General features: G+C 51.4%; 14 protein-coding genes. 13 read left to right on the forward strand and 1 reads right to left on the reverse strand.

Annotation, left to right across the window (positions count from 1 at the left end):
• Nucleotides 1-2: 2 nt before the first annotated feature.
• Nucleotides 3-2,384 carry a capsular polysaccharide biosynthesis protein gene (locus BFX80_RS06845; protein WP_449240085.1) on the reverse strand — a complete coding sequence of 794 codons (2,382 nt, stop codon included), beginning with the start codon at nt 2,382-2,384 and terminating at the stop codon, nt 3-5.
• Nucleotides 2,385-2,763: 379 nt separating this feature from the next.
• On the opposite strand from BFX80_RS06845, the gene BFX80_RS06850 reads away from it, so the two are divergent.
• The 13 genes from BFX80_RS06850 (at nt 2,764) to kdsB (ending at nt 19,691) form a co-directional block, all read left to right on the forward strand.
• On the forward strand, nt 2,764-3,675 hold the full coding sequence (locus BFX80_RS06850) for an SLC13 family permease (RefSeq protein WP_084209666.1): 912 nt from the start codon (nt 2,764-2,766) through the stop codon (nt 3,673-3,675).
• Between the two features lie 157 nt (nt 3,676-3,832).
• A complete protein-coding gene (gene cysQ / locus BFX80_RS06855) occupies nt 3,833-4,672 on the forward strand; it encodes a 3'(2'),5'-bisphosphate nucleotidase CysQ (protein WP_084208339.1) in 840 nt (279 codons plus the stop codon).
• A gap of 155 nt (nt 4,673-4,827) precedes the next feature.
• Entirely contained in the window at nt 4,828-5,769 is a 942-nt protein-coding gene (cysD, locus tag BFX80_RS06860) for a sulfate adenylyltransferase subunit CysD (RefSeq protein WP_084208340.1), read from the forward strand.
• A 161-nt stretch (nt 5,770-5,930) separates the two neighbouring features.
• Nucleotides 5,931-7,847, forward strand: a complete 1,917-nt coding sequence (gene cysN / locus BFX80_RS06865; protein WP_394327513.1) for a sulfate adenylyltransferase subunit CysN — start codon at nt 5,931-5,933, stop codon at nt 7,845-7,847.
• 125 nt (nt 7,848-7,972) lie between these two features.
• Nucleotides 7,973-8,338 (forward strand): DVU3141 family protein, encoded by a 366-nt coding sequence (locus BFX80_RS06870; protein ID WP_127734959.1) that lies wholly within the window; start codon nt 7,973-7,975, stop codon nt 8,336-8,338.
• Between the two features lie 190 nt (nt 8,339-8,528).
• On the forward strand, nt 8,529-10,172 hold the full coding sequence (locus BFX80_RS06875) for a polysaccharide biosynthesis/export family protein (RefSeq protein WP_240499696.1): 1,644 nt from the start codon (nt 8,529-8,531) through the stop codon (nt 10,170-10,172).
• A 2-nt stretch (nt 10,173-10,174) separates the two neighbouring features.
• Nucleotides 10,175-11,029, forward strand: a complete 855-nt coding sequence (locus BFX80_RS06880) for an ABC transporter permease (protein WP_338079152.1) — start codon at nt 10,175-10,177, stop codon at nt 11,027-11,029.
• A 3-nt stretch (nt 11,030-11,032) separates the two neighbouring features.
• Entirely contained in the window at nt 11,033-12,115 is a 1,083-nt protein-coding gene (locus BFX80_RS06885; protein WP_084208344.1) for a chain-length determining protein, read from the forward strand.
• 2 nt (nt 12,116-12,117) lie between these two features.
• Nucleotides 12,118-13,221 (forward strand): ABC transporter ATP-binding protein, encoded by a 1,104-nt coding sequence (locus BFX80_RS06890; RefSeq protein ID WP_084208345.1) that lies wholly within the window; start codon nt 12,118-12,120, stop codon nt 13,219-13,221.
• 99 nt (nt 13,222-13,320) lie between these two features.
• A complete protein-coding gene (locus tag BFX80_RS17800) occupies nt 13,321-16,812 on the forward strand; it encodes an HAD family hydrolase (protein ID WP_157109447.1) in 3,492 nt (1,163 codons plus the stop codon).
• Entirely contained in the window at nt 16,809-17,552 is a 744-nt protein-coding gene (locus tag BFX80_RS17805) for a polysaccharide pyruvyl transferase family protein (RefSeq protein WP_157109448.1), read from the forward strand. The genes BFX80_RS17800 and BFX80_RS17805 overlap by 4 nt, the downstream gene beginning before the upstream one ends.
• 9 nt (nt 17,553-17,561) lie before the next feature.
• The gene (gene kdsA, locus BFX80_RS06900) at nt 17,562-18,380 is read left to right on the forward strand and encodes a 3-deoxy-8-phosphooctulonate synthase (protein WP_084208347.1); all 819 of its coding nucleotides are present in this window, start codon (nt 17,562-17,564) and stop codon (nt 18,378-18,380) included.
• A gap of 21 nt (nt 18,381-18,401) precedes the next feature.
• Nucleotides 18,402-19,691 carry a 3-deoxy-manno-octulosonate cytidylyltransferase gene (gene kdsB, locus BFX80_RS06905; RefSeq protein ID WP_240499697.1) on the forward strand — a complete coding sequence of 430 codons (1,290 nt, stop codon included), beginning with the start codon at nt 18,402-18,404 and terminating at the stop codon, nt 19,689-19,691.
• Nucleotides 19,692-19,713 lie beyond the last annotated feature (22 nt).

Below are 19,713 nucleotides of genomic sequence, written 5' to 3' on the forward strand. Positions count from 1 at the left end.
GGTCAGTGCCTTCCAATGAATAGCGCACGATAGCCGCGGTAGAGCCTTGTTTTCCAAGGCAGGGTGATCTTGCGGGTGCCATTTCTCAGCATGGTGCGTTGTTGTTCCAGAATCGTGACAACCGTCTCGGCGTTACAGTGATGCCCGTACACCGGGTCCACGTACAGCGGGTACTCGATCAGGGCACCCGCCACCAGCGCATCAAGACTCAGGCGCCGTGTGCGACGTTCACAGCTGACGCGATCATGGGTCAGCCCCCAGCCGGCATAGAAAGGCAGCCCGTGGGTCGTGACTTCCACTCCGCGCAACAGTGCCTCGAAGCCCGCCAGGGAACACAGCGTGTGGACATGATCGACCTGTTCGAGCAGCTGGCAGATATCGCCTGAGGTCAACACCAGGTCCTCTGGCGTGTTCTCGCCGGACATCTCCCCGCGCCGACCACCAGAGACAACGTCAGGGTGCGGTTTGTAGATCATGTAGGCATCAGGATGCAATTCCCGCGCCGCTTCCAGCAGCTCACGGTGGGTCTTGATGCCCGGGCAGGCATGACGGATCGAGGCGTCCGACTCCACCTGGCCGACCACCAGCACGATCTCGCGCTCGCCGGCCAGGGCCCGCAGGTCCGGCAGGGCGTCATGTTCTGCATTGTACTTGCTCAGCCCCAGCGCAATGATGCGCTCCCGTAGACGACGCGCCCGCGCAAGTTCGGCGTCGTCAAGCGCGTGGTGCTCAAGCCAGTCCTCCAGCGTGCTGGCACGCTGGGCATCGAAATGCATCGCCTTGTCGTCGACGATCAGCGACAGGGGGCGGGTGAGGTCCACTCCCAGGCCGACGGAGCGCAGGAAGCCGTCTTCCATCATCCAGAGCTCGCCGCCGGCTGATCTGACCTTCTCCTGGCGCTCGGGGGGCGTGCGGCCAGCCCAGCTCAGGACCTTCTGTGGCAATGCGGAGGCAGTCGGCTGAGTGAGACGCTCCAGTGCGCGTTCAGGATGCTTCTCGAAGCGAAGTTCCGACCATGGCCCCAGGAAGAAGCCGATGAACTTCTGTTTCCATCCGGAAAACTCCAGCCCTTGCCACTGTCCTGCCATGCGTGAAGCGACTCGTTTCTGGTCTGCCAGCAGCTGAAGGACCTCCTCCAGCGAAGCGCGCTCCCCGGTGTAGGGGTTGGCATAGCGTGAATACTCGAGGTACGCCGCGGCGAAGACCTGTTCCAGACGGCGTGATTCGCCGCGGCGCTCGCACGCCTGGCGATCCTCGGTCAGCCCCCAGCCGGCATAGAAGGGCAGGCCATGACAGGTCACCGTCAAGCCGGCCAGCAGTGCCTCGAAGCCCAGCTGGCTGGTCACCACATGCACGGCGTCCACCTGCTCGAACAGTGACCAGGGATTGATGTCGTCGCTGAGCAGGGTACACCCCAGTCGGCGCGCCTCTTCCACCAGATAGCCCTGCTTCTTGCCGGCGATCACATCCGGATGCGTCTTCACCCACACCTCGGCCTCCGGCTCGGCGCATGCCTCTCTCAACATGGCGAGAAAGGTCGCCTGCGTAGCCATGCCGCCTTCTATCGAGGCATCGCCAGATGTCTGGTCTACCACCAGCACACGCCGCGCCTTCGTCCTGGCGGGCAGCTGTCGCTCCGGCGCATGGTTGTACTTGCTCAGGCGCTGGTGGCGAAGACGCTGCATGGCAGTGCGGGCACGCATCAGAAGCGCCTCGTCCTGACGCTCAGGCGCCTCAAGAATCAGCTGCTCCAGGTCACTCGGCTGGCGGGCGTCGTAATAGATGCCCTGATGATCCACCACCATCGACATGGCGGGGTAGCCTGCACTTGCCAGCGTGAGTGAGCGCACGAAGCCATCTTCCAATGCGATATAGGGCAGCGCATGTCGCCGGGCATACGCGCGCGCCTGAGCCGCCGTTGCCTTGTGTCCCCATCCGACGACAGCGCTGGATTCAGTGCGGAAAATACTGCATACATTAGCATTTTTTGTACTACTAAAGCCGAATATCGAAGGGGAGGAAGTGGCCTTGATGGGCGTTGTTTTCTGGCGAGGTAAACATGCAAAAAGTGGTGATTTTCTTACATTTTTGCCGGTCGCAGGTGGGGTGGCAGCGGCGTTTTTCGGGCGACACGAGGGGGGGTGGCATGCCGGCGAACGGCATGGCGCACCGAGAGATGCCGAGACACCGGCCTTCTTCAGTGGCAACAGCTCCGGAATGAAAGCCTCAAGGTGAGGCTGGCGCAGGATTCCACGCGAGAAGCACAGTGTCTGCCGGGAGGCCCCGCATGTCGGGGGTTTCCGGCGATTAGGGGAGTCAGCGAGAAAGGCGCAGCGAGACTGCATGAAAAGCCACCATCCGTGTTTTTTGATTGCGCCCAGCATGCAAGATATCCGTTGCACTGAAAAAAAGTGACTACTCACTCGTGGTGATGGCGACGTCCTTGCCGCTCTTGCGGCATTACCGTTGACGCAGAGTCCGCAAATAGGGAAAGTACGCAAAGTGACGAATGAATTCAATCAAAGTCTTCGTGGATGAAACTGGTAGCAGGCAAATGATTAGTCTGAGCGTTTTGCCTCAAGTCAGTCTTATTAACTGCATGCTTTAGTGGCATGAGCTTTGCTGCTAATGTGTCCCGCTTCGATAGAGAATGTCTCCTCGCCAAGCTCGGTGGGTCATGCACCTCACGAATGAACGCGCTGAGCAGAAACGAGAAGCGGCAGGATGCCAAGGGAACATCTGTAGATGGATATTGCGCAGCACATGGATGCTGTCATTACACTCGTCGTCACGATAGGTGTGCTGGCAGGACTGATCTGGAACCGCTGGCCCGCTGAGTGGCTGATGATGGCCGCCGCCGTGCTGCTGATCCTGCTGGGTGTCATTTCTCCTACCACCTTCCTGTCCGGTTTCGCCAATCCGGGGATCATGACCATCGGCGCACTCTTCGTGGTGGCGGCCGGGGTCCAGGAGACCGGCGCGCTGCGCTGGATGCTGGAGCGTCTGCTCGGGCGTCCCACCTCACCGTCTTCCGCATTGGCACGCCTGATGCCGATCACCTCGCTGTTGAGTGCCTTCCTCAACAATACTCCCGTGGTCGCACAGTTCATCGGTCTCGTTCAGGGCTGGTGCGCGCGCATGAAGATCTCTCCCTCCCGTCTGCTGATGCCGATGAGCTACGCCGCCATTCTGATGCTATTCACCGGCTACCTGCTTGCTGTCCAGGCGCGTGACAGCATCGATGGTGGCGTGTTGGTCGTGATCGCCGCCGCCCTCGCGCTGGGCCAGGCCATGCCCGATAGTGGTGCAGCCCAGGTCGTGGCTGACCAGTTGATGCAGTTCGGCGATGGCTTACCCTTCCTGGTGCTGGTCTACATCACCACGACGCTTTTCACCGAGATCATCACCAACAATGCCGCCGCCGTGCTCATGTTTCCGATCGCCATGACAGTGAGTGTGCAGTTGAAGGTCTCCTTTATGCCCTATGTGATTGCCATCATGTACGCGGCTTCGGCCAGCTTCCTCACGCCACCGGGGTGTCAGGGCAGCCTGATGGTGATAGGGCCCGGCGGCTACAAGGCGTCAGATTTCATGAGGATCGGGTTGTCGATGAGTCTCATCATCGGGTTGCTCTCCGTGGTTCTGAGTCCCGTAATCTGGCCCGTCGCGGGATAGCATGTGTAACCCGAGATGAGGAGGATGGCAGGCTTATTGCCTCTTCAATGTGCATATTCGTGGCAATCGAGTACACCCTGCAGGACAACGATGGTGGCACTGGTGTCATATCACCCGCAGTAATGAGCGCCAGACACCAATACGTACAGGAAAGCACATGATAGATACGACTGCGGCAGGTACCCCACGCGCGAAGTTGACCGCGCTAGAGTCGATTGCTCGCAAGGCCGGCGCCGCCATCATGGACATCTATGAGAGTGGCGACTTCACTGTCGACATGAAGGCGGATGACTCTCCGCTGACCACGGCAGACCGTGCGGCGCATGCCGTCATCGTCGAGGGCCTCAAGGAGATGGAGGCTGAGTTCGGCGCCACGCCGATCCTGTCCGAGGAAGATGCCGACATCCGCTGGGACGTGCGCAGCGAGTGGTCCCGTTACTGGCTGGTGGACCCGCTGGATGGCACCAAGGAATTCATCAAGCGCAATGGCGAATTCACCGTCAATATCGCGCTGATCGAGCAGGGCGTGCCGACGATGGGCGTCGTCTATGCCCCGGCCATCGAGACGCTTTATGTGGGTGCCCAGCAGAGTGAGGGCCAGGCGCCCATCGCCGAGAAGCAGGTCGGCGAGGGCGAGCGTCAGGCGATTTCCGTCGCTCAGGTGCCCGGTGAGCAGGACAGCTGGCGCATCGTCGGCAGCCGCACCCACCAGAGTGATGACTTCAAGGCCTTCGTCGCCAATTTCCATGCCTGTGACATCGTCGCCATGGGCAGCTCACTGAAGCTGTGCCTGGTGGCGGAAGGGGCGGCAGATCTTTACCCGCGTCTCGGCCCGACCTGTGAGTGGGATACCGGTGCGGCACATGCCGTCGTCGAGGCTGCCGGTGGGCAGGTGCTCAATGTCGAGACTCGCCAGGCGCTGCGCTACAACCAGCACGATAGCGTGCTGAATCCCTATTTCATCGTGTGCGCCAGACCGGCAGCCCCCTGGGCGTGATGCCCGACTGCGTGGGATGCGCCACGGCGTCACAGGACTGACGTCTGTGCATGTCAGTCTGATGTCAAAAATACATGGCTTTCTTCAGTGTGCGCGGCTTCGTCTGCGAGTGAAGAGGCAGGAATAACCAGCAGTGTGATCGCAAGGAATCTGTAATGACAGCATCGTCCACGGCTGAAAAACTCGGTATCACACCGGAACGTCAGACCCACCTCAAGCAGCTCGAGGCCGAGTCCATCCACATCATTCGTGAAGTGGCGGCCGAGTTCTCCAATCCGGTCATGCTCTACTCCATCGGCAAGGACTCCGCCGTGATGCTGCATCTGGCGCGCAAGGCCTTCGCGCCGGGCGTGCCGCCGTTCCCCCTGATGCACGTCAACACCACCTGGAAATTCCAGGAGATGATCAAGTTCCGCGATGAGATGGCCGCGGAAGTCGGCATGGAACTGATCGAGCACATCAATCAGGAAGGTGTCGAGGCGAACATCAACCCGTTCGAGCACGGCAGCGCCAAGTACACCGACATCATGAAGACCCAATCGCTGAAGCAGGCGCTGGACAAGCATGGTTTCGATGCGGCCTTCGGCGGTGCGCGTCGTGACGAGGAAGCTTCACGCGCGAAAGAACGTGTCTACTCCTTCCGTGACCAGTACCACCGCTGGGACCCCAAGAATCAGCGTCCGGAGCTGTGGAACATCTACAACTCCAAGATCAACAAGGGCGAGTCCATCCGCGTCTTCCCGCTCTCCAACTGGACCGAGCTGGACATCTGGCAGTACATCTATCTTGAATCCATCAAGATCGTGCCGCTCTACTACTCCGCCGTGCGTCCGGTGGTGAAGCGTGACGGCCTCGACATCATGGTCGATGACGACCGTCTGCCGCTCAAGGAAGGCGAAGTGCCGGAGATGAAGTCCGTGCGCTTCCGCACCCTGGGCTGCTATCCGCTGACCGGCGCCGTGGAATCCACCGCCGCGACCCTGCCGGAAATCATCCAGGAAATGCTGCTGACCCGTACCAGCGAGCGCTCCGGTCGTGCCATCGATCACGATCAGGCAGGCTCCATGGAGAAGAAGAAGCGCGAAGGCTATTTCTAAGTACTTATGTTAGGCAGTCGTGCCATGCGCCACTGTCTCACAGGCTTTCGTCCACAGTGTTCCTCGACAGACGACAGCCAACGAAATTACAGAACACGGGATGTTCGCAGCGCTGGAAGTCTCGTGGGAGGCTCGCGCCGAACAGACCGGGTTCAGGGAGAATGACAGTGTCACACCAGTCAACGATGATCGCGGAAAACATCGAAGCCTATCTCAAGGAACACGAGCAGAAAGATCTGCTGCGTTTCATCACCTGCGGCAGCGTGGATGACGGCAAGTCGACCCTGATCGGTCGTCTGCTTCATGACTCCAAGATGATCTACGAAGATCAGCTGGCCGCCATCACCCGCGATTCCAAGAAGAGCGGCACCACCGGCAAGGTCGATCTGGCGCTGCTGGTCGATGGTCTGCAGTCAGAGCGTGAGCAGGGCATCACCATCGATGTCGCCTACCGCTACTTCTCCACCGACAAGCGCAAGTTCATCATCGCTGATACGCCGGGGCACGAGCAGTACACCCGCAACATGGCCACCGGTGCCTCCACCGCGAGCCTGGCGATCATCCTGATCGATGCGCGCTACGGCGTGCAGACCCAGACCCGCCGTCACAGCTACATCTGCTCGCTGCTGGGTATCCAGCATATGGTGGTCGCGGTCAACAAGATGGATATCGTCGACTACTCACAGGAACGCTTCGACGAGATCGTCGCGGACTACCAGGAGTTCGCCAAGGACCTGGAAGTCCCGGATATCCGCTTCGCGCCGCTGTCCGCACTGGAAGGCGACAACGTCGTCTCTCTCAGCGCCAATACCCCGTGGTATGACGATGCCGCCTACGAAGCGCGTCCGCTGATGGACATCCTCGAGACCGTCGATGTCACCGAGGACAGCAACCTGACCGACCTGCGCTTCCCGGTGCAGTACGTCAATCGTCCGAACCTCAACTTCCGTGGTTACTGCGGCACCCTGGCCGCCGGCACTGTCTCACCGGGGCAGCAGATCAAGGTACTGCCGTCCGGCAAGACCTCCACGGTCGAGCGCATCGTCACCTTCGACGGCGATCTCGACATCGCCTGGCCGGGCCAGGCTGTCACGCTGACACTGACCGATGAGATCGACATCTCGCGCGGCGACATGATCGTGGCGGTGGATTCCGACATGGAGCCCTGCACCGCCTTTACCGCGGACGTGGTGTGGATGCATGAGAATCCGCTGGTGGTCGGCAAGGAATACGAGCTCAAGCTCGGTACCTCCAGTGTCATCGGTCGCGTCGGGCGCATCATTCACCAGACCGACGTCAACACCATGGCGCGCAATGAAGCGGAGAATATCCCGCTCAATGGCATCGCCCGCGTGCAGGTCGAGCTGAACCAGCCGCTGGCGATGGACAGCTACCAGCGTTCGCCGCATACCGGCAGCTTCGTGTTCATTGACCGCCTGTCCAACATCACCATCGGTGCGGGCATGGTCAAGGAGACCCTGAGTGCCAGCAACATCGTGTGGCACGATATGGCGGTCACCAAGCAGCGCCGCGCCGAACGCAACAAGCAGAAGCCGTGCATCATCTGGTTCACCGGCCTGTCCGGCGCCGGCAAGTCCACCGCCGCCAACGCGCTGGAGCGTCAGCTGTTCGCCATGGGCTACAACACCTACCTGCTGGATGGCGACAACGTGCGTCACGGCCTGTGTGGGGATCTTGGCTTCAGTGAATCTGATCGTACTGAAAATATTCGTCGCATTGGTGAAGTCGCCAGGTTGATGGTCGATGCCGGCATGATCACCCTGGTCAGCTTCATCTCGCCGTTCCAGGCGGATCGTCAGACCGTGCGTGACATGGTCGGCACTGACGAGTTCATCGAAGTCTTCGTCAACACGCCGATCAGCGTCTGTGAAGAGCGGGATCCCAAGGGCCTGTACCGCAAGGCGCGTGCCGGCGAGATCAGTGACTTCACCGGCATCAGCTCCCCGTACGAAGCCCCGGAGAAACCGGAAATCGAGATCAACACCGGCGAGCTGACGCTGGAGCAGACCGCTCTTACGCTGGTCAGCCAACTCAAGCACTTCAACGTCATCAGTTGACGCCTTTACATCGATCATTCCCTGTTGAAGAGCAGGGAGTCTTGCATTATCAGGATATCAATATGATTTCGCCCTTTATCAAACAACATCGTGCATATGCAATACGGCTTACTGCAGCAGCAGGCATGGCTCTCATTCTCTCAGGCTGTGCGACTTCTTATCCGGCCTCCAGCGGCGCTGGCAGCACCAACCTGGCCAACCTCACCGGTGCTGCGTCACTGCCGGCGGATGTCTCGTCATTTCTCGACAGCTCTGCCCCCGGTAGCGTGATCGCCGTGCCTACCAGCCCCTGGGGCAGCGATGTCGAAGTGGTCGCCCATGAGCGCTACTTCGCCGCCAGTGGGCGTATCTGTCGCGAGTTGACGGTCTCCAATGCGCGTGACCTGCCGAGCAAGGAGCTGGCCTGTCGTACCAGCAACGAGGGCAAGGCCGGCGAGGGCACCTGGGTGACCCAGCGGCTGGTGACCGGCCTGCTGGAAGAGGCGCGCTGAGAGGTTTGTACCGCGACTCAGCATGAATCGACGACACCAGGGAACAGGCTGGCGTGACCGGCACTGTCATTCCTGATCAATACAGCACTATTTTTTGCACTACGAGGGGCCTAGCCCAATGACAATTTCCAGATTCTTGCTCCGGGCCGGGTGCCTGGTGGCGGTAGCGTGCCTGAACGCCAGCCCTGCTATGGCAGCCGGCCTGGACAGCGGTTCCATCCTGTCCAGCAATGACCAGGCATCCAGCATTCCGCAGAAGACGGGCGGCGTGGAAGATAAGGCCCGTGCAGATTATCGCTCCGGCACTTATGGGCCGGTGACAGAGCAGGCACCGCAGGACCCAGACAGCCTGCCGCCATTCGGAGAAAACCTCTTCAGCGGCGGCTTCCGAGGCGTGATGGCCGATGGCCTCAACAGCAGCTATACCATCAAGCCAGGTGATCAGATCACCCTGCGCGTCTGGGGTGGTGTCGAGATGGAAAAGGTGCTGCCCGTCGATGCGCAAGGCAACATCTTCCTGCCGGGTATCGGCCCGGTGATGGTGCAGGGCACCACCAATGCCCAGCTGGACGGCAAGGTACGCGCGGCCATCCAGGAGGTGTATCCGGAAAATGTCAGCGTCTACACCAACCTGCAGGGCGTGCAGCCGGTGGGCGTCTTCGTCACCGGGTATGTCAAGAATCCGGGCCGTTATGCCGGCACCCCGAATGATTCCATGCTGTATTTCCTTGATCAGGCCGGCGGTATCGACCAGGCACTCGGCAGCTACCGCAAGATCATGATCAAGCGCAACGGCCGCGTCATCAATACGGTCGATCTCTATGACTTCCTGATCAACGGCGAGATCGCCCGTCCGCAGTTCCGCGATGGCGATACCGTCGTCGTCGAGGAGCGTGGCCCGGCCATCAGCGTGGTGGGAGATGTCGAGCGTGACTATCGCTATGAACTCACCGACTCGCGCCTGAGCGGGGAAGACGTGCTGAACCTGGCGCGCCTCAAGTCCGGTGTCTCGCACGTGCTGCTGCGCGGCTCGCGCTCCGAAGGCCCCATCTCGCGCTATCTGCCGGTGGCGGAATTCCGTGGCGCTGACGTACGTGCCGGGGATGAAGTGCTGTTTAGTGCCGACCAGCGCGACGAGACCATCGTCGTGCAGCTGGAAGGCAGCTTCTATGGCCCCTCACGCTATGCACTGCCGCGGGATGCTCATCTGGGCGAATTGCTCAACGCCGTCGGCGTGCCGAAAGGACTGACCGACTACCAGAGCGTTTCCATTCGTCGTGAGAGCGTCAAGGAACAGCAGGCGCAGGCACTGCATGATAGCCTCAAGCGTCTTCAGGCCACCTATCTTGGCGCGTCTTCCTCGACCACCGAAGAATCCGAGCTTCGTGTCCAGGAAGCCGCGATGATCGAGAAGTTCGTCGAGCAGGCCAAGAAGGAAGAGCCGACCGGACGACTGGTCGTGGCACGTGACGACGGCAACATCGCCGATGTGCGTCTGCAGGACGGCGATGTCATTACCATCCCGGAAGTCAGCGATTCCCTGCTGATCAGCGGCGAAGTCGTGGTGCCTCAGGCCGTGGTCTACACCCAGGGCATGACGGTGATGGACTATATCAACAGTGCCGGTGGTTTCACCCAGCACGCGGATGAAGACCAGATTCTGGTCGTGCGCCAGAACGGCGCCGTCCGCCGTGCCGAGGAAGTCGAGCTGCGCTCGGGTGACCAGATTCTGGTACTGCCGGAACCGCCGACCAAGAACCTGCAGCTGGCCACCAGCATCACGCAGATTCTCTATCAGGTCGCCGTTGCCACCAAAGTTGCGATAGACCTTTGATCATGGCCAATGACATGAACAGTGACATGAACCCTCCATCGAACCGCGCAACAGGTGACAACAAGAGCGGGCCCAAGGCCCGCTCCGCTTGGGCCGTAACGCGCAGCGTCTGGTATGCCATGTTCATTCGCGAAGCGATTGGCCGTACGATGACGGATCGTATGGGTTGGTTCTGGATGGTACTCGAGCCCTTCGCAATGGTAGCCCTGATGGTGGGTATCCGCTCCTTTATAAAAGGGGATGGATTGATAATGAATGCGCCATTCATTCCATGGATGGTGACTGGCTTGATGGGGTTTTATTTGCTCCGCGATGGTATGTTGCGAGGTATGGGGGCAGTCAAGGCAAATCAGGCATTGTTTACCTATCGCCAGGTGCAGACAACTGATCCTGTCTTCGTTCGTATCTTTCTTGATGGCATGCTGCGTACTTTCGTGCTGATACTTTTCATCAGTGTGGGGCTGCTATTAGGTTTGGAAATTTATCCAGATGATGTTGTGAGTGCATTCTTCAGCTGGTTTTCATTATGGACTCTTGGGCTAGGTTTCGGACTGGCCCTCTCCGCGTTGGCGACATTGATTGAAGAGATAGAGAAGATAATAAAATTAGCAAGCCTGCCATTGCTACTCATCTCTGGTGTAATGTTCCCATTGAATCACTTACCTCATTGGCTCCTTGAATATGTGATGCTCAACCCTATACCTCATGGATTAGAATTGTTGAGGTTAGGTTTTTTTGAAAATTATCATATGGTTAAAGGTACTAGCGAGCTATATCTGTGGGCCTTTATATTAGGATTTAATGCTCTAGGCCTCATGTTACATATCCGTTTTTCTCATAAACTCAAGGCAAAATGACCAATGAAAGCCTTTATCAAGCGCCAGCCACACTGGGCAATAGCCATATTATCTATTCTTATAGTAACCAATTATTGGAGTTTTTGGGCAACAGATCGTTATGTATCCAAGGCAACAGTTGTCCTAGAAAGTCCTCAAATTACCTCAACTGAAGTCAGTTTTTCTTCAATGTTATCGGGGGGAAGTTCAGATAAAGATCTTCTGCTGTTAAGAGAGTATCTTCTTTCTACTGATATGCTCAAGATAGTGGATAACAAGCTAGGGTTTCGTCAACACTATAGTGAGCATGGGGACTTTTTCTCGACGCTGAGTGATGCAGATGCGCCAATCGAAGAATTACATGATTATTACCTGAATCGTGTTCATGTAGAAATGGATGAATATGCTGGCGTATTGAATGTAGAAGTCCAAGCTTATACACCTGATTTTGCCCATAAGATGACGCAACTGTTGCTCGATGAGGGTGAGGCTCATATGAATGATATGGGGCGTCGTTTGGCAGATGAACAAGTTACATTCCTAGAGGAACAACTGGGTCGTCTAGAATCCAGATTGGATGATACCCGAGATGAGCTTTTAAAATTCCAAAATAAAGAAGGTCTGGTATCTCCGACCAGTACTGTTGAAAGTATTAACCAGGTGGTAGCGACTCTTGAGGGACAGCTTGCGACGCTCCAGGCTCAGCGGAAAGCATTGGCGAGTTATCAGAGCAACCGTTCCGCTGACATGAAAAAAGTTTCAGCTCAAATTGAAGCCATGCGAGAGCAAATCCTAAAACAGAGAGATAGACTTGCTCAGGCAACAGGAGATTCATTGAATGCAGTATCCTCTCAGTATCAATCCTTGGAATTAAAAGCGAGATTTGCACAAGAGACATATTCGGGAGCTATCTCTGCTTTGGAAAGTACTCGGCTCGAGGCCGCGCGTAAGTTGAAACAGGTGAGTATTTTACAGAGTCCACTATTGCCTGAATATTCTACTGAGCCAAGAAGAGTTTACAATATTACAGTATTTGCTTTGATTACAATTTTCTTGTCGTTTATTGCCAGCATGCTATTACTAATCATCAAAGAGCATCGGGATTAATTATGATAGAGATAAATGGTCTCTATAAGCGATATCGTAACCATCATAGCAACCCATGGATATTAAAGAATGTAAATATTGTCATACCTGCAGGCGTAAGCGTAGGTTTGATTGGCGCCAATGGCGCAGGAAAGTCTACCTTGTTGCGGCTTATCGCTGGGATGGATACTCCTGATAGGGGAGAGGTTGTTCGCCATAGTCGGGTATCATGGCCAGTTGGCTTATCTGGAGGGATGCAGGGTAGCTTGACAGGACGCCAAAATGTGAAATTTGTTGCTAGAGCTCAAGGTAGGAATGATGATGTAGAGCGTATAGTATCCTTTGTAAAAGATTTTGCAGAAATAGGCGAGGCTTTCGATAAACCTGTAAAGACTTACTCTTCAGGTATGCGATCAAGGCTATCTTTTGGTTTATCTTTTGCTTTTGATTTTGACATATATATATCTGATGAGGCAACTTCAGTTGGCGACAGGGTGTTTAAAGCTAAGGCTCAAGACCTGTTTAGCAAAAATGTAAAAAAGTCTTCAATCATTATGGTTTCACATAGTGAAGGAATTCTTCGCGAAAATTGTAAATCTGGAATCTATATAAAAGAATCAAATGCTCTATGGTTTGATGATATCGATGATGCTTTATTGGCGTATCATCTGGATTCAGAGAGTAAATCACAAGAGGCCTATAGCTATTCCGATCCAATTGATGACTTAGCTTCTATGAGTCATAAAGAGTTACAAAATTTAATTCAGAGGAAAAAAGCTCGGCTAAATAGCCTTTGGAAAGTAGTAATTTGTGCTAAAGAGGCAGGTTGGCCAAAAAAAGAAATTATTGTTTTAAATACAATTCATAAAAAATGGAAGTTTGAACTGCGAAAAACAACAGAATTTTTTGAATCCACAAGCCAAGGGCAGTTAAAAAAAGCAAAACAGAACATCGTAACTATGCAAAAGGCATACTCCGCCATACAATATAGCAAAAATGAACTATATACCAGTCAGCATTTAATGCATGATGCAACTGTCACTAAAGTCATTGACAAGGCAATCTTGTTAGTTAGAGACCAAAAGGCAAAAGCTCAAATAGATTATGAATCTTTAGAGAATACGTGATTTCAAAGTATGCTTTAATTTAAATAATATTAAAGCTATTTCGTCCATATTCTATAAATGTTAATTTAAAAATCACAATTTAAAACTTAAGGAGAAAGTATGAAAGCATTAGTATGGAATCCTCTGTGGGGTGCTCAAGGAGATCTCAATTTTTTCAAAAATTGCTTTGTTAAGCATCTAAATCTTCAGGCTGATATACTAAATAAAGAAGGATGGCAGGTAGATGTTATAGTTCCAGCTTGGTTTGACAATACATCTTACAATAAGCATATAGGTGTAGGTTATATTGAAGTATCTTTGCTGGAAGCAAAAGATCTTGTCGAAGGGGTTGAGGACGTTACTAAAGAGCTCTATTCAAATCCTAATTCAGAGCTATCACAGAAGATAATAGATTTTTTAGCTAATCGGATTAAAACTGACTATGACGTCATATTGGTTTGGGAAAATCCAGTTCCATTCCTTAAGCAAATTTTCAAAGATAGCTTAATAATAAATCAGATGCCTGGTTTCTTCAGTCGTCCACCATATCCACATACGGTGTGTTTCGATCCTCAAGGTCTATATAAAGACTCAGTTCTTTATACAGACTTTACAAAGTTCATTAGCAATAATGATGACGATTCAATAGTAGATTTTAAGAATAAAGTTAAATCAGAAATCAAAAGTATAAATCCTGTTAAAGTTGAGGATATTTATGAAGGTGAGTTAGGGAATTTTGTATTACTTCCCTTGCAAACTTCACATCACTATTCATTTAATGTTGACTCTAAAGGTTCCGATCAATTAGATATAGTATTAAGAAATATTACTGAGCATAAAGATACATCGGCTATTATCGCAACACAGTATATTAGCCCGCATATATCCGAAAAACCTCTCACACCCAATGTCGTTGATCAATTACAACAGATATACACTGGTTTTATTTATCCACAAAAATTAGAAAAAATACCATCAATTTCGCAATATATTTTACCATATGTTGACGGCGTCTCAGGCTTTAGTTCATCTTTATTAGTACAAGCAATTGCTTGGGATTTAGCAGTATATCCTGATAAAAGAAGTTATCTTAGTCCTTTAGCGGATCTAAATACTATGGACCCTGAAGCTAAAAATAAATTCTTATCCACAGTGATATTCCGCTATCAACCTCTTGCAAGTAAAGTTACAACTGATGGTCCCTTTTTAAGCAAGTTATTAAATAATATGATCGATAAAAAGAAATCTGGGTCTAAGGGCTCAGATTTATTATGTGATTTTCGAGAGATTAATTCAGAATATAGCAGTTTAATTTTAAAATCTTTCAGAGGTAATGCAGCTTCCAAACACTTACCTAAGCATAATGTTGCTAAAGAAGCTAGCATAGCAGATTTCAATAAAGCTTTTCGTGCTATAAGCAACCCTGATACTAAAGTTGTTTCTTTCGATGTGTTTGATACATTATTGGAGAGATCAGTAGAGACTCCCGCAGATGCATATAGGTTTATTGAAGATATCCTAATAGATCGATTAGGTATTGTGTATGATGGCTTTTCTAAGGTACGTTTAAACGCTGAGCTAACTAGTAGGGAGAAGAACACGACAGGGGAAATTACGCTTGATAGTATATACGACGAAATTCAGTCTCATTATCAAGTTACCAATAAAGAACTAATAGTTATCAAGGATATAGAACAGGAATGTGAACTTCAGTTACTAAAGCCTAGGCTACAGGGCCGAAAAATTTGGGAGCTAGCTTCGGAGCAAAGATTTCCTCTAGTTATTATCTCAGATATGTATCATAGCCATGATTTTGTGGAAAAAGCACTTAACTTGAATGGATATAAGAACTATTATAGATTGTATGTTTCTTCTACTTTCAACAAACGGAAAAAAACAGGTGAACTATACGACGAAGTTATTAATGAGCTCTTGAGTAATGACCTTATAGTTAAACCTAGTAATGTACTGCATATTGGCGATAATAAGCTGGCTGACATTGACCAAGCGCAAGATAAAGGCATTAGAGCATTCAGAATACCTAGGTCAATTGATAGAATGCGTCTCAATAATCACTATAAAAGTATTTTCCCTCCTAGAATTGGATCTGGAGAAAAATCTAGGAGTCTTATTGCGGGTTTAATATCAAGCAAGTTGTTTGATGAGTCTTCAGGTATTCAAGAAAGAGATACTCTTTTTCAAGGGGATGTTAAGAAATTTGGATATGCAGCATTAGGACCATTTATTTATGGTTTTGCCAAATGGCTACAGTATAAAGCTAAAAAAGATAAAATAACTAAATTATATTTTTTGTCGCGAGAGGGTTGGTTACTCAAGCAAGCTTATGACATAGTAGTACGTAATGATGAAAGTGCGATTCCTTCAGAATATCTATATGCTTCTCGAAGAGCTACTAGGGTTGCTTCCATAAAGTGTAAGAGCGATATATATAGCGTTGCGGGACAGCCATTTACAACTGGTGTAAAGCTTAGTTCATTATTGTATAATCGATTTGGTATTAGTAGCGACGATATTCCCCTAGAGATACTTGCTAAGTATAACTTCAATGCTGGGGACTGTATATTGGAGTCTGATCTAGAAACTAAGCGGAGTTTTGTTCAGTTAGCCAGTGAACTTAATGATTTGATTCTCAAGCAGGCAAGTGCAGAAAGACTTCCGTATTTAAATTATTTGTCATCTAAGGGGCTCTCATACGAGTCTAAGCCCGCTATTGTAGATATCGGCTGGAAAGCTAATATGCAAGCTTCCCTAGGCAGCTTAATGCATCGAAACTTAGATGGATATTATTACGCAACTCTTGATGGCGTAGATAAATGGATCTCTAAAGGACATTCTTTGAGCTCTTATTTGGGTGATAATCTTAGTCAACTCTCTAAGGATGCTCTTGTATGTAATAGGCATATAGTTGAATTCTTAATCTGTAGTTCTGATAAAAGCTTGATCAACATGAACCAGATCGGAGCTAGGTTCTATCCTAACTTTAAAAATGAAGCCAATTACAGTTATAGAAAATCTTTAATAACAGAGCTGCATAATGGCGCGGCTGAATTTGTCTCTGATGCTGTAAACTCCTTTGGTGAACTCCAAAAATCTATAATCCCATGCGTCAATACCTCAACTGCCGTTTTAACTTCATACTTGAATAAGCCGCTTGCTAAAGATATAGAGTTATTAAAAAATGTATCTTTTGAAGACTCTTTTGGTGGAGTCGAAAATATGCAGCTTGTATCCGACACTCAGAGAGATAAATCGGTTTGGAAATTAGGGTACGATAACTTACATTCTAAAAACACGACTAATAAAACTAAGCCTAAGCCAAAACCACGTGATAAACAAGCGTTAGTGCCTGATTCACATAGAGACAAAGGACACGCCCAAGAGGCAGATTCCTCATCTTCACTCTATGCGTCTTTGGTTGATTCATTTAAAATGAAAGTTCTATTGGTTGAGAAGTTTGTTGTTAAAAAAACATCAACGTTTGGTCAGTATAATAAATATATTAGATCGAGAGATGAGTTTTTTAAAGATAGTAAGTCAAAGATTTTTTCTAATTGGTATATTTTTATAGCTAATAAATTAGGTGAGAAATGAAGACTGCCTTCGTTCATATTAAAGACACTGTTAATACAGGTGATAAAGCATGTACGCCCTTTCACTACTTTGATTTTCCTGAGCCTGAGTGTTTCGACTTAAAAGACAATATACCTAGCTGTGATACTGTCATATATGGTGGTGGTGCTATCGAGCCAAAATTAAGGAATGAAAAGCTACATCATAATGTTGACGCTAAACACAAAATCGCATGGGGGATAGGCACCTCTAGAAGCAGAAGTAAGGAGCATGGCCCTTTGGTTGATGACTTAGACCTATGTGGTGTAAGGGAAGTTGGCCGTGAAATTAATGCAGGGCCTAATGTTTATTATGTGCCATGTGTAAGTTGTATGTCTCCATTATTTGATATACCTTATAAAGAAGATATGGAAATTAGTATTTATAAACATGCCGCTAAAGATAATATTATAAATGATTCTGGTTTGCCTACGATTAACAATCGTGCTCCTCTAGATGAAGCTATAGAGTTTATGGGGAGATCTCATGTAGTTATTACTAACTCTTTTCATGGAGTCTACTGGGCTACCATGCTAGGAAAAAAAGTAATTTGTTTTCCATTTTCTTCCAAGTTTTATGGTTATAAATATCCGCCTTCATATGCTAATAAGGAAAACTGGAGGCTAAAGCTTAATTCAGCACAGGCGCATCCTGATGCTCTGGATGATTGTCGTTCGCTCAATGTTAGTTTTTATAATTCTATTAAGAATCTAATTGGTTAGGGATAGATTATGCTAAGTAATGATTTGCCATATACTTTATTCGGTGGTATCAATGTTCTCGAATCACGTGATCTTGCCATGCGCGCCTGCGAGCATTATGTAGAGGTTACCAATCGTCTTGGTATTCCCTATGTGTTCAAAGCCAGCTTCGACAAGGCTAACCGGTCCTCGATTCATTCGTATCGTGGCCCGGGGCTCGAGGAGGGCATGCGCATCTTCCAGGATGTGAAGGCGGAGTTTGGCGTCAAGGTCATCACCGATGTCCATGAGACATGGCAGTGTGAGCCTGTGGCGGAAGTGGCCGATATCCTGCAGTTGCCGGCTTTCCTCGCTCGTCAGACAGATCTGGTCGTGGCCATGGCCAAGACTGGCAAGACGATCAATATCAAGAAGCCGCAGTTCCTGAGTCCGGGGCAGGTGGTGAACATCGTCGAGAAGTTCAAGGAAGCGGGGAACAGCGATCTCATTCTCTGTGATCGTGGTACAAGCTTCGGTTATGACAATCTGGTAGTCGACATGCTCGGTATTGATGTCATGAAGCGCGTAACCGGGAATCTTCCCATCATCTTCGATGTCACCCATGCACTCCAGCAGCGTGAAGCGACCGGCGCCGCTTCTGGTGGCCGTCGTCAGCAGGTGGTGACACTTGCGAGAGCCGGCATGGCCACAGGCTTGGCGGGCCTGTTCCTGGAAGCCCACCCGGACCCCGACAATGCCAAGTGCGATGGACCCAGCGCTTTGCCGCTTCATCAGCTCGAGCCTTTCCTGCAACAGGTCAAGGCTATCGATGATGCAGTGAAGTCGCTGCCTGATCTGGTCATTGAATAAGTCTGCAAAGGGAATAGCGTCGTGACGATTGAGATGAACCAGAAAACGGTCATCATCATTCCTGCACGTTACGGCTCCAGTCGTCTGCCAGGGAAGCCCCTGGCAGACATTGCTGGCAAGCCGATGGTGCAGTATGTGGTGGAGCGTGCTTCCCAGGTATCTGGAATTGATGCTGTCTGGGTAGCCACTGATGACCAGCGTGTCTTCGATACCGTGGAAGCTTTCGGTGGGCAGGCCGTCATGACCTCTCCAGAGCATGCCTCCGGTACGGATCGCCTGGTTGAAGTGATGCAGAAGGTGCCTGCCGACATCTACCTCAATGTGCAAGGTGATGAGCCATTGGTTCGGCCGGGAGATCTGGCGCTGCTGGTGGAAGCCATGCATGACAGTTGGGTGAAAGTGGGCACACTTTGCCATGCCATCTCGGCAGAGGAGGCCAGGAATCCGAATACTGTCAAGGTGCTGTGTGATCAGTTTGATGATGCCTTGTACTTCAGTCGCTCTCCGATTCCGTATCCCCGCGAGGCAGAAGAGGCCAGCTATCGCAAGCATGTCGGTGTCTATGCCTATCGGCGCGAGGTGCTGGAGGGATATTCGCAGTTGCCACAGCCTATGGCTGAGCGTGCTGAATCGCTCGAGCAGCTGCGTCTCATGCATGCAGGCATCAAGATTCGTGTCATTGAGGTAGAAGAGACAGGCCCGGGCGTTGACACTCCTGAATGTCTTGAGAAGGTAAGGGCCTTGGTGGAAGGGCGTCCCTCATGCCCCAAGTCTGAGCCACTGGCCAGAACTCGGCTGCTGATTACGGATGTTGATGGCGTACTGACGGATGGTGGTATCTATTACGATGCCTCTGGTGAATCTCTCAAGCAATTCCATGTCCGCGATGGCCTGGGTATCCGCTTGTTGGAGGAGTGCGGTATTCAGGTGGCAGTGCTGTCAGGGCGCGATTCCGCGACACTACGCAAGCGCGTGGCGGATCTTGGGATTTCTCATTCCAGGCTTGGGGTGAAAGACAAACATGCTGCATGTCTGGAACTGATGACGGCGGCGGGGGTTACCGCAGATCAGACGGTCTTCATCGGTGATGATGTGATTGATCTGCCAGCCTTCGAGGCTTGTGGTAGCGCTTACGCCGTGGCGGATGCCCCCGACTATATCAAGTCACAAGCCGATGAAGTGCTGTCTCTTCCGGGTGGCAAGGGAGCTGTCAGAGAGCTGGCAGACCGAATCCTTTTGGCGCAGGGCAAGGAAGCTGTCTATAGCACCGCAGCAGGTTTCCTGGGCAATGTTGCCAAGGTTGCACAATAAAGAGTGAAGGATACTGCTCAGC

It is taken from the genome of Cobetia marina, from assembly GCF_001720485.1.
Classification (GTDB): Bacteria; Pseudomonadota; Gammaproteobacteria; order Pseudomonadales; family Halomonadaceae; genus Cobetia; species Cobetia marina.